Annotated in this window: 16 protein-coding genes; 14 read left to right on the top strand and 2 right to left on the bottom strand. The window is 66.4% G+C overall.

Annotation, left to right across the window (positions count from 1 at the left end; genetic code table 11):
- Window positions 1–35: 35 nt before the first annotated feature.
- From VFO93_RS16315 to VFO93_RS16300, 4 genes are all read left to right on the top strand, one after another.
- Window positions 36–1841 carry a hypothetical protein gene (locus VFO93_RS16315; RefSeq protein WP_325135436.1) on the top strand — a complete coding sequence of 602 codons (1806 nt, stop codon included), beginning with the start codon at window positions 36–38 and terminating at the stop codon, window positions 1839–1841.
- Window positions 1842–1980: 139 nt separating this feature from the next.
- Window positions 1981–2559: an RNA polymerase sigma factor gene (locus VFO93_RS16310; RefSeq protein ID WP_325135435.1), complete on the top strand. Its 579-nt coding sequence runs from the start codon at window positions 1981–1983 to the stop codon at window positions 2557–2559.
- Entirely contained in the window at window positions 2556–4370 is a 1815-nt protein-coding gene (locus tag VFO93_RS16305; protein WP_325135434.1) for a hypothetical protein, read from the top strand. Before VFO93_RS16310 ends, VFO93_RS16305 begins: the two co-directional genes overlap by 4 nt.
- 69 nt (window positions 4371–4439) lie before the next feature.
- Window positions 4440–5420, top strand: a complete 981-nt coding sequence (locus VFO93_RS16300) for a hypothetical protein (RefSeq protein ID WP_325135433.1) — start codon at window positions 4440–4442, stop codon at window positions 5418–5420.
- A gap of 74 nt (window positions 5421–5494) precedes the next feature.
- On the opposite strand, the gene proS is transcribed toward VFO93_RS16300, so the two are convergent.
- Entirely contained in the window at window positions 5495–6970 is a 1476-nt protein-coding gene (proS, locus tag VFO93_RS16295) for a proline--tRNA ligase (protein WP_325135432.1), read from the bottom strand.
- Window positions 6971–7235: 265 nt separating this feature from the next.
- Here proS and VFO93_RS16290 point away from each other — a divergent pair, with 265 nt between their 5' ends.
- Together VFO93_RS16290 and VFO93_RS16285 are read left to right on the top strand one after the other, a co-directional pair.
- Window positions 7236–8660, top strand: coding sequence for a hypothetical protein (locus VFO93_RS16290; RefSeq protein WP_325135431.1), 1425 nt, complete (start codon window positions 7236–7238; stop codon window positions 8658–8660).
- An 84-nt stretch (window positions 8661–8744) separates the two neighbouring features.
- Window positions 8745–10313, top strand: a complete 1569-nt coding sequence (locus VFO93_RS16285; RefSeq protein ID WP_325135430.1) for a hypothetical protein — start codon at window positions 8745–8747, stop codon at window positions 10311–10313.
- Between the two features lie 114 nt (window positions 10314–10427).
- Here the strand turns inward: VFO93_RS16285 and VFO93_RS16280 are convergent, their stop codons facing one another.
- Window positions 10428–11516, bottom strand: coding sequence for a hypothetical protein (locus VFO93_RS16280; protein ID WP_325135429.1), 1089 nt, complete (start codon window positions 11514–11516; stop codon window positions 10428–10430).
- Between the two features lie 148 nt (window positions 11517–11664).
- On the opposite strand from VFO93_RS16280, the gene VFO93_RS16275 reads away from it, so the two are divergent.
- The 8 genes from VFO93_RS16275 (at window position 11665) to VFO93_RS16240 (ending at window position 19017) form a co-directional block, all read left to right on the top strand.
- Complete coding sequence (locus VFO93_RS16275; protein WP_325135428.1) at window positions 11665–12081, top strand: hypothetical protein; 417 nt, start codon at window positions 11665–11667, stop codon at window positions 12079–12081.
- A gap of 31 nt (window positions 12082–12112) precedes the next feature.
- Entirely contained in the window at window positions 12113–12535 is a 423-nt protein-coding gene (locus tag VFO93_RS16270; RefSeq protein WP_325135427.1) for an STAS/SEC14 domain-containing protein, read from the top strand.
- 53 nt (window positions 12536–12588) lie between these two features.
- Entirely contained in the window at window positions 12589–12948 is a 360-nt protein-coding gene (locus VFO93_RS16265) for a winged helix-turn-helix domain-containing protein (protein WP_325135426.1), read from the top strand.
- A gap of 103 nt (window positions 12949–13051) precedes the next feature.
- A complete protein-coding gene (locus VFO93_RS16260; protein ID WP_325135425.1) occupies window positions 13052–15772 on the top strand; it encodes a TonB-dependent receptor in 2721 nt (906 codons plus the stop codon).
- Between the two features lie 256 nt (window positions 15773–16028).
- Window positions 16029–17120 carry a HesA/MoeB/ThiF family protein gene (locus VFO93_RS16255; protein ID WP_325135424.1) on the top strand — a complete coding sequence of 364 codons (1092 nt, stop codon included), beginning with the start codon at window positions 16029–16031 and terminating at the stop codon, window positions 17118–17120.
- Between the two features lie 179 nt (window positions 17121–17299).
- Window positions 17300–18316 carry a GTP 3',8-cyclase MoaA gene (moaA, locus tag VFO93_RS16250; RefSeq protein ID WP_325135423.1) on the top strand — a complete coding sequence of 339 codons (1017 nt, stop codon included), beginning with the start codon at window positions 17300–17302 and terminating at the stop codon, window positions 18314–18316.
- Window positions 18317–18335: 19 nt separating this feature from the next.
- Complete coding sequence (moaD, locus tag VFO93_RS16245) at window positions 18336–18578, top strand: molybdopterin converting factor subunit 1 (protein ID WP_325135422.1); 243 nt, start codon at window positions 18336–18338, stop codon at window positions 18576–18578.
- A gap of 19 nt (window positions 18579–18597) precedes the next feature.
- Window positions 18598–19017, top strand: coding sequence for a molybdenum cofactor biosynthesis protein MoaE (locus tag VFO93_RS16240; RefSeq protein ID WP_325135421.1), 420 nt, complete (start codon window positions 18598–18600; stop codon window positions 19015–19017).
- Window positions 19018–19077 lie beyond the last annotated feature (60 nt).

Genomic DNA, 19077 nt, shown 5'->3' with positions numbered 1-19077 from the left:
TATTCCTGCTTTATAGCTTCCAGCTACTATTCTAAGTGCCTGCTAATTCGCTCTTTCCTTACCTGCTACTCGCCACCTGCCTGCTGCTGGGCGCGGGGCTGCTACTAGCCGCCTGGCGGCGGCCCGACCAGCGGCGACGGGGGCTGCGCCTGCTGGCCAGCGTCCTGCTGCCGCTGGCCCTTTGGCTGGCCGCCTACCCACCACAGCACCCGGTGCCGCTACTCCCGGCGGCGGGCATCTTACTCACCGAAGGCTACCAGCCCGATACCCTGCGCCAGCTGCGGCAGCAGCTTGGCGCGGGCACGCCGGTGTGGAGCTACGGCGCGCCCGCCCCGGCCGGCGCCCGGCCGCTGGGCAGCCTACTGGCGCTGGCCGAGCGGCGGCCGGCGCTCGGCCAGCTGCACGTGCTGGGGCGCGGCGTGACAGCTGCCGACCTGCCGATGGTAGGCCAAATAGCTATAAAGCAACATCAAAGCCCCCCGTTTAGCGGGTTTCGGGAGGCGCAGTGGAGCCCGGCGCTGCGCCTGGGCCAGCCGCTGGAGATAGCGGGCGCGGTGGCGCTGCCGGCCGGCGCGGCCCCGGCCTGGGTCAGCCTGCACCTGGCCGGCGTGGGGCGCGACTCCGTGCGGTTGCCGGCCGGTGGGGGCGCGTTTCGGCTACGCGGCGTGCCCAAAGTAGCCGGCCTGCTGCAAGCCTGGCTGGTGCTGCGCCGCAGCGGCCGCCTACTCGCCACCGAGCCCGTGCCAGTGGAGGTGACGCCCACCGAAAAGCCCGCAGTACTGCTGCTGGCCGCCGCGCCTTCATTTGAGTTTAAATTCCTGAAAAACAGCCTCGCCGCGCAGGGCCGCACCGTGGCCCTGCGCACCACCGTGAGCCGGGGCCTGGTTCAAACCGAGTTTCTCAACCAGCCCGCCCGGCCGCTCGACCACCTTACGCCCGCCCTCCTGCGCCAGTACCCGCTGGTAGTGGCCGACGCGGCCACGCTGGCCGCCCTGCCCGCCGCCGAAAGCCAAGCTTTGCGCGCGGCCATTCAGGCCGGCCAGTTGGGCCTGGTGGTGCTGGCTGAGGCCGTGCCGCTACCTGCCGCCACGCCCGCCCGCGCTGATTTTGGCGTGCTGGCGCCACCGGCTACCGGGGCAGCGGCAAATCCGCAACCGCTGACCTGGCCTGGTGCGCCGGCTGGGCTGCGCGCCCCACTGCCGGCCCGGCTGCGCCCCAGCGCCGCCTTGCAATCTTTGGTAATCGGCCCCGGCGGGGCACTAGCCGCCGCCGGTCGCCGCGTGGGTTTGGGCACGGTGGTAGTCTCGACGGTAGCCGAAACGTTTCGCTGGGCGCTGAGCGGGCAAGAGGTGGGCTACGCCGCCTTTTGGGGGCGGCTGCTGGATGCCGCTACGCCGCCGCCCGCGCCGGCCGCTACCTGGCAGCTGGCCAGCCGCTGGCCGCGCCCGCACTACCCACTGGTGCTACGGCTGGCGGGGGCCTTGCCGCCCGCGGCGGCCCTGCCCACCGTGCGCCCGCTGGCGGGTGGGCCGGCCGCGGCGCTGGCCCTCGCCCAAGACACCCGCCTGCCCGAGTGGCGCACCGCGCAGTACTGGCCCGGCGTAGTGGGCTGGCACGAGGTGCGCGGGCCGGGCGGCGGGCGCCACGCCTTTTTCGTGTTTGATTCGGCCGCCTGGCGCGGGCCCGAGCTGGCCGAGCGGGCGCAGGCGTTGGCGCGGCGGGCGGGGCCCGTGGCCGCCCTGGCGGCACCCGGCACCACGCGGCAGCCGTGGCCGGCGGGGTGGTTTTTCGGCTTGTTTTTGCTGGCGGCGGGCTTTTTGTGGCTCGAAGAAAAGCTGTGAGCCCGCTGCCAGCTTCGGGTAGCTGGGGCGGGGTCGATGTCAACTAATAATTTTTCAGGCCCCGCGCAACCGTTAGCGTTTCTGGCCGGTCAAGCCCCCGAATGCCGCTGCTATCGGGCTGGCTGCGGACCTGGTTTTTATGGCTGCTACTGCTACTGCTGTTTCTGAGGCCTTGCTGGCGGCGTGCCGCCGGGGCAACGAGGCGGCGCAGTTTCAACTCTATAACCTGCTGTCGTACCAGCTCATGGGCGTGTGCCTGCGCTACTGCCCCAGCCGGGCCGAAGCCGAAGACGCCCTGCAAAATACGTTCGTCAAGCTTTTTACCCGCCTCGACCAGTACCGGGGCGACGGCCCCTTTGAGGCCTGGGCGCGGCGCGTGGCCGTGCACACCGCCCTGCACGCCGTGGAGCAGCACCGCCTGCGCCACCCCACCGGCGCCGGGGCCGCCGACCTCGACGACCACGCCGCCGACCTGCCCAGCGCCGACCCTTCGGCGCTCGAAAGCCTGGCCGCCGATGACCTGCTGCGCTGCCTGGCCACGCTGCCGCCCGGCTATCGCATCGTGCTCAATCTCTACGCCGTCGAAGGCTACTCGCACCCCGAAATAGCTGAGCTACTGGGCATTTCGGAAGGCACCAGCAAGTCGCAGCTTTCGCGTGCCCGGCAGCTGCTGGCCCAGCGGCTGCGCCTCCACAACTACGCTCCCTGCCCGTCATGAAACCCGATTTTCCACCCCCACCACCCGGCGACGAAGCCGCCGACCCGCTGCTGGCCGCCCTGCGGCAGCGCCTGGGCGACTATGGCCAGGCCCCGCCGCCGGGGGCCTGGGCGGCCATTCGGCAGCGGGTGGCCCCGGCCGCCCTACCCCAGCCGTGGTGGCGGCGGCGTGCCCCGCTGGTGCTGCTGGGCTTGCTGCTGCTGGGCTGCCTGCTGCCGGGCCCGCTGGGCGAGCGGGCCGCGCTGCCCGGCCCAAGGCCGGTAGTGCTACTGCGGCCGCTGCCGGACGCTACCCGCCGCAGTGGCCCACCTGCGCCAGCCAATGCCTCGGGCGCGCACGCCCCGCGCCGCCCCCAAACGCTGGCGGCCGCAGTAGGGCGGGCTGTTTCGCCAGGAGCCTTGGCTTCTCAAAATTCTTCTGGCACCCCGCCCGGCAGCGTCACGCCTTCCTATCAATCTACTGGCAAAGAAGAGGATGATGCATTGATAGCCAACCGCGTCCGAGCCACCGCCACTCAGCCAGCGGCCGCCCGGATGCTGCGGCCGCTAGCTGCTACCGCAGCGGCCAACGAGGACGCTGCTTCAGCTCCAGCGGCCGATGCGGCGGCCCGCGCGCTGCCGCATAAGGCGCGGCGTTTAGCCGTAGTGCTTGCCGGGGGCCACAGGCGCCGGGGCCATTACGACCAGCCGCCCAGCCACCAGCCAACCGCGCGCCGCACGCACGGTAGTGAGCTGATAGCCAACGAGTCGCTGACTGCCCCGGAAGCTCCCAGGCTGCTGGCTGGCCAGTTGGCTAAGAGGGCTGACAGGGCTAGTAGTGCCCGCCAGGGTACTGGGGCCGCTGCCCGTGGTGCTCGCCCGCAAGCAGCGGCCACCACTAGTAATGAGGCAGTTGCTGGTTTGCCGGGCAGGCGCGGGGTGCGGGGTAGGCAGCGGGCGGGCCGCTTGGGCCGGGCGGCGGGCCCGCTGGCAGCCGCTGCTTGGCAGCACACCACGCCCACCGAGTCGATGGCTCCGGCGCACGCGGTGCCTCTAGCCAGCAGCGAATTTCCGTTTGAGTTGCTCGATTCGCTGGCTTTGAAGCCAGTGAACTTGCCCCAGCCTGTGCCCGCCGGGCTGGCTACGCTACTGGCCCGGCCCGACTTGCCCCCGGCCGCCCACCTGGCACGGCGCTGGTCGCTGCTGGTGCTGGCGGGGCCCACGCTCAGCTACCGCACGCTGGGGCCGGCCCCGGTGCTAGCCGCCCAGCACCCCGATTTTGCCCGTCTCGAGCGGCCGGCGCTGGGCCTGGGTGCGCAGGTGCAAGTGCGGCGCGTGTTATCGGGCCGTTGGGCGCTGGCCGGGGGCCTGGGCTACCACGAATATGCTACGCGCCTGGCGCTGTCCGTCAAGGATTCTAGCAGCTATGCAACTGTTCGGCAGCGTGATGCTTACCGCCTGCTTACGGTACCGGTGCAGCTCGGCTACGCCCTGGGTGCGCCTAGCGGCCGCTTCAGCAAAGCCCTGCTGCTGGGCCTGGAGCCGGGCTGGTACCTGAGCGGCCGCAGCACCGAGGGCAGCGGCTGCGGCTGCGAGCAGCAGGCGTATTCGTCGGCCGGCAGCAGCCCCTACCGCCCGCTCACGGTAGCTTTTAGTTTGGGGCTCGACCTGCGCCTGCGGCTGGGCGCGGCCGGCTCGCGCTGGCAGTGGCTGGTGCAGCCCACCGGGCGCTACGTAGCCACGCCCTTTGTGCGCGCCGACGCCGTGGGCTTCACGCGGCGGCAGCCGTTTAGCCTGGGGTTACTGACTGGTTTTTCCTGGGATGTGCGCTAAGCTTTGAAGTAGGCCGGCCGGCTGCTTCTACCTGGTGCTTTTCCTTCTCACCTTTTTTCCTGACTTTTTATGAACCGCTTATTTCTTTTGCTCGGCCTGGCCGGGCTGCTGCTGGCGGCCGGCTGCCGCAAAGACGACTTGGTGGACTGCGCGCCTGCTTCCAACCCATCGTCGCTCACCGATTTCACCCGGCGCAATGGTGTGCCCGTGCAAACCTTTTCGCTGGCGCTGGGCTCCACGGCGCAGGTCGTGCAAACGTTCACTACCAGCGGCGGCGCGCGGATTTCCTTTCCGTCGGCCGGTTTTTTACTGCCCAATGGCACGGCCGCTACCGGCCCGGCCGAGGTGCGTATTCGCGAAATATATTCGGTGCCCGACATGGTTTTGAGCAACATGCCTACCCAGCTGCTTGGTAGCCGCCGGCTGCTTATATCGGGCGGCGAGTTCAGCATCCAGGTGTGGCAGAATGGGGTGCGGCTGCGGCTGGCCAGTGGCCCTGCCCGCGTGGTAGTAGCCTCGCCAGTGCCCACAGGCGCGAGCGCCGGGCAGCAGTCGCTGTGGCAGCAGCGGGCTACGCTGGTGCGTGACTCGGCGGGCTGGGAACCCCCCACGTCGCCGCCAACACCTACTACTAATGATACCATCCGCACCGTCGGCTCTCCACCGATTTACCAGACCTACATTCCGCTCGACTCGATTAGCTGGTGGAACATCGACCGCCTGTGGAGCCTCTACCAAACGGCCCCCGTGGGCACCGTTACGGTGCAGGTGCCCACCATTCCGGCCGGTGGCACTGGCTCGACTCAGGTTTTTCTACGAGTAGTGGGGCTGAATGGCCTGGCCCGCCTCTACCCCACCAACGCGGCCCGCACCAGTTGGTCAACCTCATTGCCGACTGGGGCCAGTATGAAAGTAGCGGTACTTCAGTCCATTAATAATCAAATTTATTTCGGCACCCAAACCCTCACCACCCAGAATGGCCTGACCGTGACGCCCCCGCTCACGGCCATGAGCGAGGCCGACGCCGTGCAGCTCATCCGGCAGCTCTAACGCCTTGAGCTATGAAAGCAAAAGCGCACCTGGGTTGCCCCAGGTGCGCTTTTTAATGAGCCAAAATCGCGGCGCTAGTACGCCCGCGCAAACCACGCCCGGCGGGGGCTGGGCTTGCCGGTGACCATACACACGCCTTCTTCGTCGGCCTCGGCCAGGGGCAGGCAGCGCACGGTGGCTTTGGTTTGCTCCTTGATGAGCTCCTCGGTTTCGGAGGTGCCGTCGTAGTGAGCTACTACGAAGCCGCCTTTGGTGTCGAGCACCTGCTTGAACTCGTCGTAGCTCTCGACGCGGGTGGTGTGGCTGGCCTGGTAGGCTTTGGCCCGCTCGTAGATGGTGAACTGAATATCGTTCAGCAGCTTATCTACGCTGTCTACCACGTCGGCCAGCGGCAGTTGCAGCTTCTGCTTGGTGTCGCGGCGGGCGGCTTCTACGGTGCCGGCGTCGAGGTCGCGGGCCCCGATGGCCAGGCGCACGGGCACACCTTTCATTTCCCACTCGGCAAACTTGAAGCCGGGGCGCTCGGTGTCGCGGGCGTCGAGCTTCACTGAGATGCCGCGCTGCGCCAAGCCCTGCTGAATGGGCCGGATGCGCTCCAAAAGGGCGTCCAATTCGCCGGTTTTATAAATCGGGATGATGACCACCTGAATCGGGGCCAGCTTGGGCGGCAGCACCAGGCCTTCATCATCGGAGTGGGCCATGATGAGCGCCCCCATCAGGCGGGTGCTCACGCCCCAGCTCGTGCCCCACACGTACTCCAGGCCGCCTTCTTTGTTGGCAAACTGCACGTCAAAGGCTTTGGCAAAATTCTGGCCCAGGAAGTGGCTGGTGCCGGCTTGCAGGGCCTTGCCGTCCTGCATCAAGGCTTCGATGCAGTAGGTGTCCACGGCCCCGGCAAAGCGCTCGTTGGGGGTTTTCACGCCCTTCACCACGGGCAGGGCCAGGTGCTCCTCGGCAAACTCGGCGTACACGTCGAGCATCTGGCGGGTTTCGGCCACGGCCTCGGTGCTGGTGGCGTGGGCGGTGTGGCCTTCCTGCCACAAAAACTCAGCGGTGCGCAAAAACAGGCGCGTGCGCATTTCCCAGCGTACCACGTTGGCCCACTGGTTGATGAGCAGCGGCAAATCGCGGTAGCTCTGAATCCAGTTTTTGTAGGTACTCCAGATGATGGCCTCCGAGGTGGGGCGCACGATGAGCTCTTCTTCGAGCTTGGCGTTGGGGTCTACGCGCAGCTTGCCCGGCTTGTCGGGGTCGGTTTGGAGGCGGTAGTGGGTCACCACGGCGCACTCTTTGGCGAAGCCTTCGGCGTTGGTTTCCTCGGCCTCAAACAGGCTCTTGGGCACGAACAGCGGGAAGTAGGCATTTTCGTGGCCGGTGCGCTTGAACATATCGTCCAATTGGCGCTGCATTTTCTCCCAAATGGCGTAGCCATAGGGTTTTATCACCATGCAGCCGCGCACGGCGGAGTTTTCGGCGAGGCCGGCGCGCTTCACCAGGTCATTGTACCAGGCCGAATAATCTTCCTGGCGGGTAGGCAACTTTTTACTCATATCGGGCATCTGGCGACCAGCCGGTCGAGGCGGGCGGGTCGCCCGGTCGAGACTGGTACAGGTTTTGTGTCAGTAGCTTTGAAATAAAGGCACCGTTTTGGGGCGAAATTACGTTACTAGTAGCGAGCGCCCGCCGGTTTCCTGGTTTGCTTTGTATCTTGTTCGGTCTGTTTACGTTAGCAGGCTTCACGCAGTATCCCTCCACGCGCGCGACGTTTTTTTACTATCCCACTCAGCTTTCGGCTGACTTCGCCTTTTTTCCGTCATGAAAACTCTAATCAACACTGCGCTACCGGCGCTGGCGCTGCTCGCCCTGGGCGGGTGCGCTACTACCGGGGCCATCTCCAGCACGGAGAACGACGATGTATACTACTCGTCGAAAGACCGCACTACCTACGCGGCGGCCCCGGCCACCAGCTACCAGTCGGGCGGCTACCAGTCGAATGGCTACCAGCCCAACGGCTACGGCTCGGCCAGCACCCAAACGCAGGCCCCGGCCGGCGAAAACGCCAACCCCGATTACCAGGGCAGCACCGCGCAGCAAGGCACCAGCACTGACTACTACGACGACAACTACACCAGCTACAACTCGGTGCAGCCCAGCGGCTTTGGCCAGCCCTACACCGGGCCGGGCGTGAGCACCTACAACTACACCCCGAGTTGGTCGGTAGCGCCGATGGCCTACGCCTCGCCCTGGGGCTACGGCACCGGCCTGAGCCTCGGCTATGGCTACGGTGGCTTTGGCGGGTATAGCCCCTTTGGCTACGGCTATGGCTACCCGGCCTACGCGGGTTTTTATGACCCCTTCTACTCGCCGTTTTACTCGCCCTGGGGCTACGGCTCGGGCTTGAGCATCGGGTTTGGCTACGGCTTTGGCGGGTACGGCGGCTTCGGCTACCCGTACTACGGTGGCTTTGGCTCGCCCTTCCGCTACGGCTATGGCTACCCCGGCTATGCCTACGGCGGGGGCTATGGGGGTGGATATTATGGCGGCGACTACGGCTACGGCCGTGGCGGGGCCCGCAACTACGTGTACAAACAGGGCATCATGAATGGCAGCTACCGCAACGGCTACGACCCCGGCGCCATTAAGGTGGGCCGCCGCGAAAGCCGCTACGCCGACGCCGCTGGCTCGGGCGGCATGGTAGCCCCCGGCACCGGCGCGCCCGGCACCATGAGCAACCGCCGCGCTGCCGCCGGGGCCAACTCGGGCTTCGACCGCATGGCGGCCCCCGGCAACCCAGCCGCCCCTACCGCCAATGGCCTGAGCAACGGCCAGCCAGCCACGATGGACCGTGGCCGCCGCTTCGACCAAGCCACGATGAACCCCAACTCGCCGGGTGCTTACAACCAGCCCCGCACCATGTCGGAGGTAGCGCCGCCCGCAGCCGGGCAGCCGCAGCGCCGGGGCTTCTTCCGCGAGGTGTTTGCTAACCCCAACACCAACGGCGGCCAGCCCCAGGGCCAGGCCAATGGCTACGCGCAGCCGCAGCAGCGCGCCTTTGACCAGCAGCGGGCGTTCTCGCAGCCCCGGATGGAGCAGCGCAGCTTCCAGCAGCCGCAGCAGCGCAGCTTCGAGCAGCCCCGCATGGAGCAGCGCAGCTTCTCGCCGGCCCCGTCGTTTGGCGGTGGTGGCGGGGGCGGGGGTAGCTTCGGCGGTGGGGGCGGCGGTGGCCGCCGCGGCCGCTAGGCAGCCCGGTTTTTTTGGTCTTTCTTTTGCAAGTGCAGGAGCCGGCCCCTCGGCCGGCTCCTTTTTTTACCCTTCTTTTTCTGTATGAACCAACGGATTCTCTTGCTCGCCTTGCCCCTGCTACTGGGCGCAAGCCGGGCTATGGCCCAGGATGAAGCCGACGCCCTGCGCTACTCGCGGCTGCAATTTGGCGGCTCGGCCCGCACTCTGGGCATCGGGGGGGCCAACGTGGCCCTCGGGGCCGACTACGGCAGCGTGAGCTCGAACCCGGCCGGACTGGGCCTTTACCAGAAGTCGGAAATTCAGATTACGCCCGGTGTGGGCATCGGCTCGGGCGACGGGCTACTCACCAACCCCGGGGCCAATGGCTCGGCCACGCAGCTTTCGCAAAGTGCCAACAGCTTTCACCTGAGCGGGGGCGCGGTGTTTTCGGGGCGGCGCAACCGCCAGGACGCCGACAGCGACTGGAAGGGCGGGGCATTTGCCATTGGCTTTACGCGCACGGCCGATTTCAACACGGGCTCGGACTACCAGGGCACCCTGCCCGATAGCCGCTCGCTGTTTCAGCGCCTGCGCGAGCCGCGCACGCCGCTGGTGGGTGCCAGCAATGGCAGCCTGGTGGCGCAGTCGCAGAGCAGCTATTACAACCTCGACGGCATTGCCTTCGGGGCCTACCTCACCGACACCACCAGCCGCCGCGTGAACGGCCAGCGCCAGTACTCGCTGCTGACGCAAAACCGCAACGGTGCCATCGGGCAGGGCGAGCGCATCGTGAGCTCGGGCTCGATGTCGCAGCTCGATTTGGCCTACGGCGGCTCGTACCGCGACAAGCTGTACGTGGGCCTGGGGTTGGGCATTGTGTCGTCGAACTTTCGCCAGCGGCGCGACCTCACCGAAACCGAGAGCGACCCCGCGACGCCGCTTAACAACTACACCCTGCACGATGAGGTGCAAACCGATGGCACGGGCATCAACGCCCGCCTGGGCTTAATTTATCGCTTTTCGGACGTGGTGCGCGTTGGGGCTTCGGTGCAAACGCCGACCTGGATGTACCTCACCGACACGTACAGCTCGACCATCAACGCCAATTTTGACGCCACGCCCGGCTTCGCGGCCTCGCAAACCGACGCCACCACCGGCACCAACCAGTACGCCTACCGCATCACCACGCCCTTCCGGGCCAATGGCGGCGTGGCCGTTACCATCGGCAAGTACGGCTTCCTGACCGGCGACGTCGAGTACGTGGGCTACCAGCAGGCGCGCCTCAACAGCAACCCCAACAACTCGCTGGGCGACAACGCCAGCTTTGCCAGCACCAACGCCTACATCGGCCAAAATTTCGATAAGGCCGTGAACCTGCGCTTTGGCGGCGAGGCGCGGCTCGACATTTTCCGGGTGCGGCTGGGCTTTGCGCACTACGGCTCGCCCTACAACAAGGCTACCGTGAACACCAGCTACACCGACCTGGCCCAGAATTACTACACCGCCGGACTGGGCGTACGCACGGGCGGCTATTTCCTCGACCTGGCCGGCGTGTACACCCGCTACAACACCTACTACTCGCCCTACCTGCTCAACAACTTCACCGAGCCGGTAATCCGGGTGCAGAACACGCGCTTTACCGCTACCCTCACGGCCGGGCTCACCTTTTAAGGCTTGCCGGAGCGCTACAAAAAGGCGGGGCCGCCAGCAATGTGCTGGCGGCCCCGCCTTTTTGCGTTTGGCTGAATTTTAATTACTTGAGTTCTTCGCCCAATGGCTACTACTCTACTTCGCCATCCGCACGCGCAGCTGCAAGCCGGCCGAGGCGGTGGTAGTGGTGCTGGTCGGGATGCTGACAACTTGCAGCAGCCCGTAGCGGCTGGGCCGCTGCGTGGCCGCGAGGGGAAGGCTTTCGTCGGTGCGAAAGGCGTAAATCTGCCCAGTCGCCACCGGCCCTACTACCTGGCCGGCAGTGGCGGGTGCGCCGTTGGCCGCCGTGGCATAGATGTTCCGAATGGCAGCACTATCCGCCTGGTTTTCAAAGGCTGATGTTGCGAGGCCGGTTAGGAAGATGCGGGTGCGGCGGCGGTTGGCAGCGGGCCAGCGGGAGGCGCTTAGCCCGGGTCTTTGGGCGGGGTTCACCACGGTGGTCAGGGTAGGTGAGCTAGGCGAAACAAGCGTCAGGCCATCCGATAGAATAATAAGGTCGGTAAGCCGCTGCGCTACTGCCTGCGCGGTATCGGGCGCGATAGCGCGCACGACCGTGTAGGCGGGCAGCGCCAGCCCGGCGCGCAGGTGCAAAAAGCGGCGGGCCGAATTACGGCGCACGTCATTGTTGGTGCCCACGCCCACGGCCGGAATCACGAGCTTAAACGTGTAGTCGTGGAACACGGCCAACGAATCGGGACGGCGCATGCCCAGGCGCACGGCCCGGCTGGCCGTGCGGTCGGTGGTGGGGCTGGCGCTGCTGTAGAGGTCGTACTGCCAGCGCTCGGAGCCGGTGGTAGTACGCACGCCGAAAACGTTGATAAGCGAGAAGGTATTGCCGCTCAGCGTGCTATCGAGGTACACGAAACTGCCCGAGCTTTTGTCAATAGAGTCACGGTTGAACGAGCTAAGAGGCGTGGGGTACAGAAAGGGGTCGCGCCGGGGCTGGTACTGCACCGTGATGACGAGCCGGCCCAGCCCCGGCCCGTTCAGGTCATTGTTTTCGGCAAACACGCGGGAGGCCAGCGTGTCGGCCGGGTTCAAACCCACCCGGTTGCTGGAGGTGTAGCGCGCGGTATTCACAAAATCGAGGCGCTGCGGGCCAGGTTCTTTGGCACAGCCGGCCAGCAGCAGCGCGGCCAGCAAAAAAGCTACGTACGAACGCATAATATCGAGGGCAACCAGATAGATACTGGCCCGCAAAGGTCGGCAGGCCAGCGCGGCCCTAACGCGCCGCGCGGCGTAATTATTCCCTGCCCACGCGCCAGCCGGCTTCAGGCGGCTCTCATGCACGGGCCGCTACCTTTGCTGGCTGATGATTGCTGCTGCGTTACCCGTTTTTTTCAAGAATGAGGCCGGTGAGCTGGCCGCCGACCCCGCCGGATTTCTGCGCATGAGCTGGTCGGCCGGGCCGCGCGCCCTGGCCGATACCCAGGCCCTGCTCACCCAGCTGGCGCACGGGCTGCGGCAGCGCGGCTGGGTTAAAGTGCTGGCCGACCAAACGCAGATGCCCTCCTTTTCGCCCGCCGAGCAGCAGTGGATAAGCCAGGAGTGGCTGGCCTTCGCGGTGCGCGAGTGCGGCTACCGCTACGGGGCCATCGTGGTATCGGGCGATACCTACGCCCGCCTGGCTACGGCCTTCATTACTACCAACGTGCAAGGGCTGCCGCTGCGCTACCGCTCCTTCGACGCGGCCGCGCCGGCCACCGACTGGCTGCTGCGCGTGGGCTAGCGCCCGCCCCGGCGGCTATCTTTGCCGCTTCATGCCTGCCTCCCCGACGCCTCTTTTTGCCAATGCCGCCGGGACGCTCGCTGCCGACCCCGCCAGTTTTTTGCGCGTGGTGTGGCCGGCCGGGCCGCGCACTCTGGCCGATACACAAGGGCTGTTTGGGGCCATTGCCGAGGCGCTGGCAAGGCGCGGCTGGGGCCGGGTGCTGGTGCATCAGGTCGAGATGCTGCCCTTTTCGCCGGCCGAGCAGCAGTGGGTGGCCCACGAGTGGCTGCCCGGGGCCGTGCAGCACAGCGGCTACCGCCACGGGGCCGTCATCGTGTCCACCGATGCCTACACGCGCCTGGCCACGGCCTACATCACCACCAGCGTGAGTGGTCTGCCGCTGCGCTACCGCTCTTTCGACGCTGAGGCCGAGGCCGTGGCGTGGCTGCTGCGGCAGCCCGTTGGGGCCTGAGCGGCCGGGCCGGCTACTTTTGCGGGCTCCGACCTCATTCTCCTTTTTAGCCCATGCACGAGCTGTTTGCCGAAAACCAGCCTTTCCGCGCCAACGGCCGCCTCTGGGTCGAAGGCCCGGCCGACCGCTTCCTGGGCATCGGGCGGCTCGAGCTGCTGGAGCGCATCGCGGCCACCGGCTCTATCTCGCGGGCAGCCAAGGAGATGGGCATGTCGTATAAAAAAGCCTGGGATTTGGTAAGCTCCATGAACGCGCAGGCGCGGCAGCCTCTGGTGGGCACGCAGGCGGGCGGCGCGCACGGCGGCGGCGCGGTGCTCACTGAGGCCGGCGCGCAGGCCGTGGCCGAGTTTCAGGCCATGCAGGCGCGCTTCGCGCAGTTTCTGGCCGACGAGACGGCACGGCTCTACCAGTAAAAACAAGCAGTAGGACAAGCAGTAGGGGAGGCTACCAGCCGGCGCGGGCGCAAACCTTTGCTACTGACACGCGTTATATCTTTCAAAATATAACGCGAACTGCTTGGCCGATTCCTTACTTCCGTCGCTACGCCATTTTTACACTGCGGCCGGGGCCATGGCGGCGGCCTTACTATCAACCCCGGCAGCGCGGGGCCAGGCACCCGCCGCGCCGCGCCGCGACACGTTGCGTTCGGCGCTGACTGAGGTGGTAGTGACAGCCTCGCGGGTGGAGGAAAGCTTTTTGCGGTCGCCCGTCACGGTTGAGAAGCTGGGTCTCAAGGCCATCCGGCTGTCGGCGGCGCCGTCGTTTTTCGACGCGATTGAAAACCTCAAGGGCGTGCAGGTTATCACGCCCAGCCTGGGCTTTCGGGTGCTGAATGCGCGGGGCTTTGCCAATACTACCAACGTGCGCTTTGCGCAGCTCGTGGATGGCGTGGACAACCAGGCCCCGCACATCGGCGGGCCGATTGGCAACGTGTTGGGGCCGAGTGACCTCGATATCCTGAGCGTGGAGCTGGTGCCCGGCACGGCCGCCGCGCTCTACGGCCTCAACGCCATCAACGGGCTGGCCAATTTTGCCACCAAAAACCCCTTCGACTACCAGGGCCTGAGCGTGCGCCAGCAAACGGGCGTGAACCACCTGGCCGACCCCAACGTGCGGACGCTGGGCGCGGGTAGCGCGTCGGCCAAGGCGTATTCTGAAACCAGTTTGCGCTATGCCAAAGTGCTGGTAGCGGAGAAGTTGGCTTTCAAAGTAAACGCGACCTACCTGCGGGCCTACGACTGGATAGCCAACGACCAAACCGACCTCAACCCCAACGGCAACGCCACGACCGGGCTCTTCGGGGCCGACAACCCGGCCCGCGACCCGGTGAGCAGCTACGGCAACGAGTCGTCGAACCGCACGACGCTCACGCTGGGCGGCAAGCAGTACGCGGTGGGCCGCACCGGCTACGACGAGCGCGACGTAGTGGACTATAACCTCCAGACCATCAAGGCCGACGCGGCGCTGCACTACCGCCCCCGGCCGGGCGTGGCGCTGGTGTACACCTACCGCACGGCGGGCTTCGACAACGTGTACCAGCGCTCGAACCGCTTTCGGCTGCAAGGCTACCGCTTGCAGCAGCACGCCCTGGCGCTCACGACGCCCGTGGTGCAGGCCCGCGCCTACCTCACGCAGGAAAGCACCGGCCGCAGCTACAACCTGCGCTCGATGGCCGAAAACCTCGACCGCAGCTACAAGCCCGACGCCGCCTGGAACGCCGACTACACAGCCGCCTGGAACGCCGCCACCGCCGCCGGGGCCGGCGTGGCGGCCGCCCACGCCGCCGCCCGCACCACCGCCGACGCTGGCCGCCTCCAGCCCGGCACCGCCGCCTTCAATGAGCGCCTGGGCGAGCTGCAAGACATCAACAACTGGGACCGGGGCGCGGCCCTGCGCGTGCAGGCCCGCCTGCTGCACGCCGAGGCGCAGCTGAACCTAGCCGAGGCCCTGCGCCGCCGCGGCCACGCCCTCCCCGACAAGCTCGACCTGCTGGCCGGGGCCGACCACCGCACCTACCTGGTAATGCCCGATGGCAACTACTTCGTAAACCCCGCACCGGGCAAAGACGCGCTCGGCGACCAGCTGGCGTATTCCAAAACCGGAGGCTTCGTGCAGGCGGGCGGGCGGCTTTTTCGGGAGAAGCTGCGCCTGACGGCCACGCTGCGGGTCGATAAAAACGACTACTTCAATGTGAAATTCAACCCGCGCTTCACGGCAGTTTTCTCGCCCGTGGCCCGGCAGAATTTTCGGCTCAGCTACCAGAGCGGCTACCGCTTTCCGAGCTTGTTTGAGGGCTTTTCCAACGTGAATAGCGGGCAGGTGAAGCGCATCGGGGGGCTGCGCGTGATGAGCGCGGGCGTGTTTGAAAACAGCTACACCCGCGCCAGCATCGACGCCTTCAACGCGGCCGTGACGGCCGGCATCAACGCCGACAACTCCAGCCAGTCCACGGCGCAGAAGCGGGCCGCCGCCATCCTGGCCAATCGAAACCTGCTGCAACAAAACCCCTATACCTACCTGCGGCCCGAGTACATCCGCGCGCTGGAGCTGGGCTACAAGGCGGCGCTGGGGCCGGGCGGCCGGCTGCTGGTCGATGTCGATTTTTACTATAATTCGTACCAGGATTTTATTGCGCAGGTCGAGGCCTACGTACCTGTCAAACAAGCTAACACCACTACCTCGCCCATCCGCGACCCACTGCCCGGCACCTACCAGCCGCTCGCCGAGAGCCCCGATGGCCTAGGTGCCGTAGCCACCGCCCTCAATGCCCGCGCCACCCAGGCCCGCTACCGCCTTTGGACCAACTCGCGCAGCCAGGTGCGCAACTACGGTGGCTCGGCTGGGCTGCGCTACGAGGTGGCCGGCGGCTACCTACTCGGGGCCAATGCCACCTACGCCCGCCTGGCCCGCACCGAAAGCGGCGACGGCCTCGAAGACGGCTTTAACACCCCGCGCTGGATGTACAACCTGAACGTAGCCAACGAAAACGTGTACCGTAATCTGGGTTTCGGCCTGACGTATCGCCACCAGGTCAGCTACTTCTCGCAGACCTTTCTGGTGAGCGGCGAGGTGCCCGCCTATGGCACCCTCGACGCCCAGCTCAGCTACCACCTGCCGGCCGCCCAGGTGCGCCTCAAGCTCGGGGCCACCAACGTGCTGAACCGCTACTACGTGAGCTACCTCGGCGGGCCGAGCGTGGGCGGGCTCTACTACCTGGCGCTGAGCTACGGGCTGTGAGACGTTTTGCAGTATAACAGCCAGGTTTGTTTAAGCTGACTCAACTTGCGAGGTAGCCGCGGAGCGGCGGCACGTTGGTAGTCTAGCATGATTTTTAGCAATTTGGAGCCGCAAAGCGGCGGCATCTCTCCGTAGGTGCCGCCGCTTCGCGGCTCCAGATAGTTGAATGGTAACGGTAGCTACCAACATGCCGCCGCTTCGCGGCTACCTCGCAAGTTGAGTTAAACTATTTGGCAGCGATGCCGATTACTAGCGCATGACTACCTTTTCCCCCGCTGAGCGCCAGCGTTACCGCCGCCACCTCCAGCTGGCCGAAATCGGCGAGGCCGGGCAGGCACGCCTGCGCGCGGCCCGCGTGCTGGTGGTGGGCGCGGGCGGCCTGGGCTGCCCCATCCTGCAATACCTGGCCGCCGCCGGCGTGGGCACGCTGGGCCTCGCCGATGCCGACCAGGTAGAGCTCACCAACCTACCGCGCCAGATTCTCTACGGCCCCGCCGACGTGGGCCAGCCCAAGATAGAAGCCGCCGCCCGCGCCCTGCGCCGCCTCAACGAGCTGGTAGTCTACGAGCTGCACCCGCTGCGCGTGAGCCCCGAAAATGTACGCGCCCTAGTGGCCGGCTACGACGTGGTAGTCGATGGCTCCGACAATTTTCCGACCCGCTACCTGCTCAACGACGCCTGCGTGAGCCTGGGCAAGCCGCTGGTGTCGGGAGCTATTTACAAGTTTGAGGGGCAGGTCTCGGTGTTCAACTACCAGGGCGGGCCCACCTACCGCTGCCTTTTCCCGGAGCCGCCCAGCGCCGCCGAAGCGCCCGACTGCAACACTACCGGCGTGCTCAACGTGCTGCCCGGCCTGGTGGGCACGGTGCAGGCCACCGAAACGCTGAAGGTGGTGCTGGGCCTCGGCGACGTGCTCAGCGGCCGGCTGTGGCTGCTCGATACGCTCAGCTTCCAGAGCCGCACGCTGCGCTTCAAGCGCGACGCGGTGCAAAGCCAGATTGACCTCGACACGGCCAACCCCGCTGACTATTTCGACAGCAGCTGCGCCGCGCCCGCCGCCGCTGATACTCTGACTGCCAGCGCGCTGCGCGCCCTACTGGCCGCGCCCGAGCCGCCCCTGCTGCTCGATGTGCGCGGGCCGCTGGAGCACGCCCGCCGCCACCTGCCGGGGGCCGTGCTGCTGCCGCTGCCGCAGCTGGCCGCCCGCGCCGCTGAGGTGCCCCGCCAGGGCGCGGTAGTGGTGTATTGCCAGAGCGGCGTGCGCAGCGCGCAGGCCGTGGCGCTGCTGCGCGAGCTGGGCTACAATAATGTGCAGACGCTGGCCGGCGGCCTGGAAGAGTTTGAGTAGGGTAAGCTTTAGCTTGCCATTGCCGCAGGCAAAACGGCGTTAGTGGGCAGTGGCACGCGAATTTTTTGCCTGCGGCAATGGCAAGCTAAAGCTTACCCTACAGTCGTTATTCCCAACTTTATATAACGCTTTGGGGTTAGCATAAACCGGTTTCCTTTAAGTTGCCGCCTACTTCAAGCATGAGCAGTTTTCCCGCCCCGACCACGCTGCACGACGCCCACGGCCGGCCGCTGGAATACCTACGCCTGGCCGTAACCGACCGCTGCAACCTACGCTGCTTCTACTGCATGCCCGAAGAAGGCATCAAGTACCTACCTAAGCACGAGCTGCTTAGCTACGAAGAAATGCTGCGCCTAGTCGGCATTATGACCCAGCTGGGCGTGCGCAAAGTGCGCCTGACGGGCGGCGAGCCCTTCGTGCGGCGCGACCTGGTGCCCTTCATGGAGCGCCTGGCCGCGCTGCCCGGCCTCGACGACCTCAGCCTGACGACCAACGGCGTGCTCACGGCCCCGCACGTGCCCACGATGGCGCGCATTGGGGTAAAGGCCGTGAATCTCAGCCTCGATACTCTTGACCGGCAGCGCTTTTTCGACATCACGCGGCGCGACGAGCTGCCGCAGGTGATGCAAACCTTTCACGCGCTACTCGACGCGGGCATTCAGCTCAAAATCAACGCCGTAGTGATGGACGGCCGCAACATCCAGGACCTGGTGCCGCTGGCCGAGCTCACGCGCGAGCTGCCCGTGGAGGTGCGCTTTATCGAGGAAATGCCCTTTAATGGGGGCAGCCACGTGGCCACGCCCGAGTCGCTGCCCTGGCACCACCGCCGCATCCGGCAGCATCTGGAGGCTCACCTGGGGCCGCTGCTGCCCACCCACGCCGCCGGGGCCACGGCCACCGAGTACACCGTGGCCGGGCACGTGGGCCGCATCGGCATCATCGCGGCGTATTCGCGCACCTTTTGCGGCACCTGCAACCGCCTGCGCCTCACGGCCGAAGGCGGCATCAAAACCTGCCTCTACGACCAGGGTGGGCTCGATTTGCGGGCGCTGCTGCGCGGCGGCGCGTCCGACCACACGATTGCCGAGGCGCTCAGCCAGGCGTTTTATCACCGCGCGGCCAATGGCTTTGAGGCCGAGCGCCAGCGCCCCGTGCATCAGCTCAATTTTGAGAGCATGGCCACGATAGGGGGCTGATTATTACTTTATTACTCTCGTGAATCTTACCATCGCCCTCTTCGGCATTGCCCGCGAAATCGTGGGCCAGTCGTCTTTAGAACTAAGCGTGCCGGCCGGGCAGTCGGCCGCCGGGCTGCTCGCCGAGTTGCGCACACGCTACCCCGCGCTGGCGGGCCTGCGCAGCCTGGCCGTGGCCGTGAATAACGAGTACGCCGCCGACGACGTGGCCCTGCACGAGCGCGATGAAATCGCGCTGATTCCGCCCGTGAGCGGTGGGTAGTCAGCTAGTTAATCAATCTATGCATCAAATCGACCTTACCGACCAGCCCATCGACGTGGCGGCCGTGCTGGCCGCCGCCGAATCGGAAGAAGCCGGGGCCGTGAATGCCTTCATCGGCACGGTGCGCAACCGCAGCGAGGGCCGCCGCGTGGTGCGCCTGCACTACGAGGCCTACCCGCCGATGGCCTTGCGCCAGCTAGCCCGCGTGGCCGAAATGGCCCAGGAAAAGTGGCCCATGCTGCGCCGCGTAGCCGTGACGCACCGCCACGGCACCCTCGAAATCGGCGACGTGGCCGTGGTCGTGGCCGTGTCCACGCCCCACCGCGCCGACTCCTTTGCCGCCTGCCAGTACATCATCGACACGCTGAAAGAAGTCGTACCCATCTGGAAAAAAGAGGAGTACGAAGACGGTACCGTGTGGGTAGCCGCGCACCCGTGAGGTGGGTTTTGGAGGAGCGGGTTTTTGGATGAGTGGATGAGTGGATAGTACGGTCATGCT

Source organism: Hymenobacter sp. (assembly GCF_035709525.1).
GTDB lineage: Bacteria > Bacteroidota > Bacteroidia > Cytophagales > Hymenobacteraceae > Hymenobacter.
This window is presented reverse-complemented; position numbering and strand designations above follow the sequence as displayed.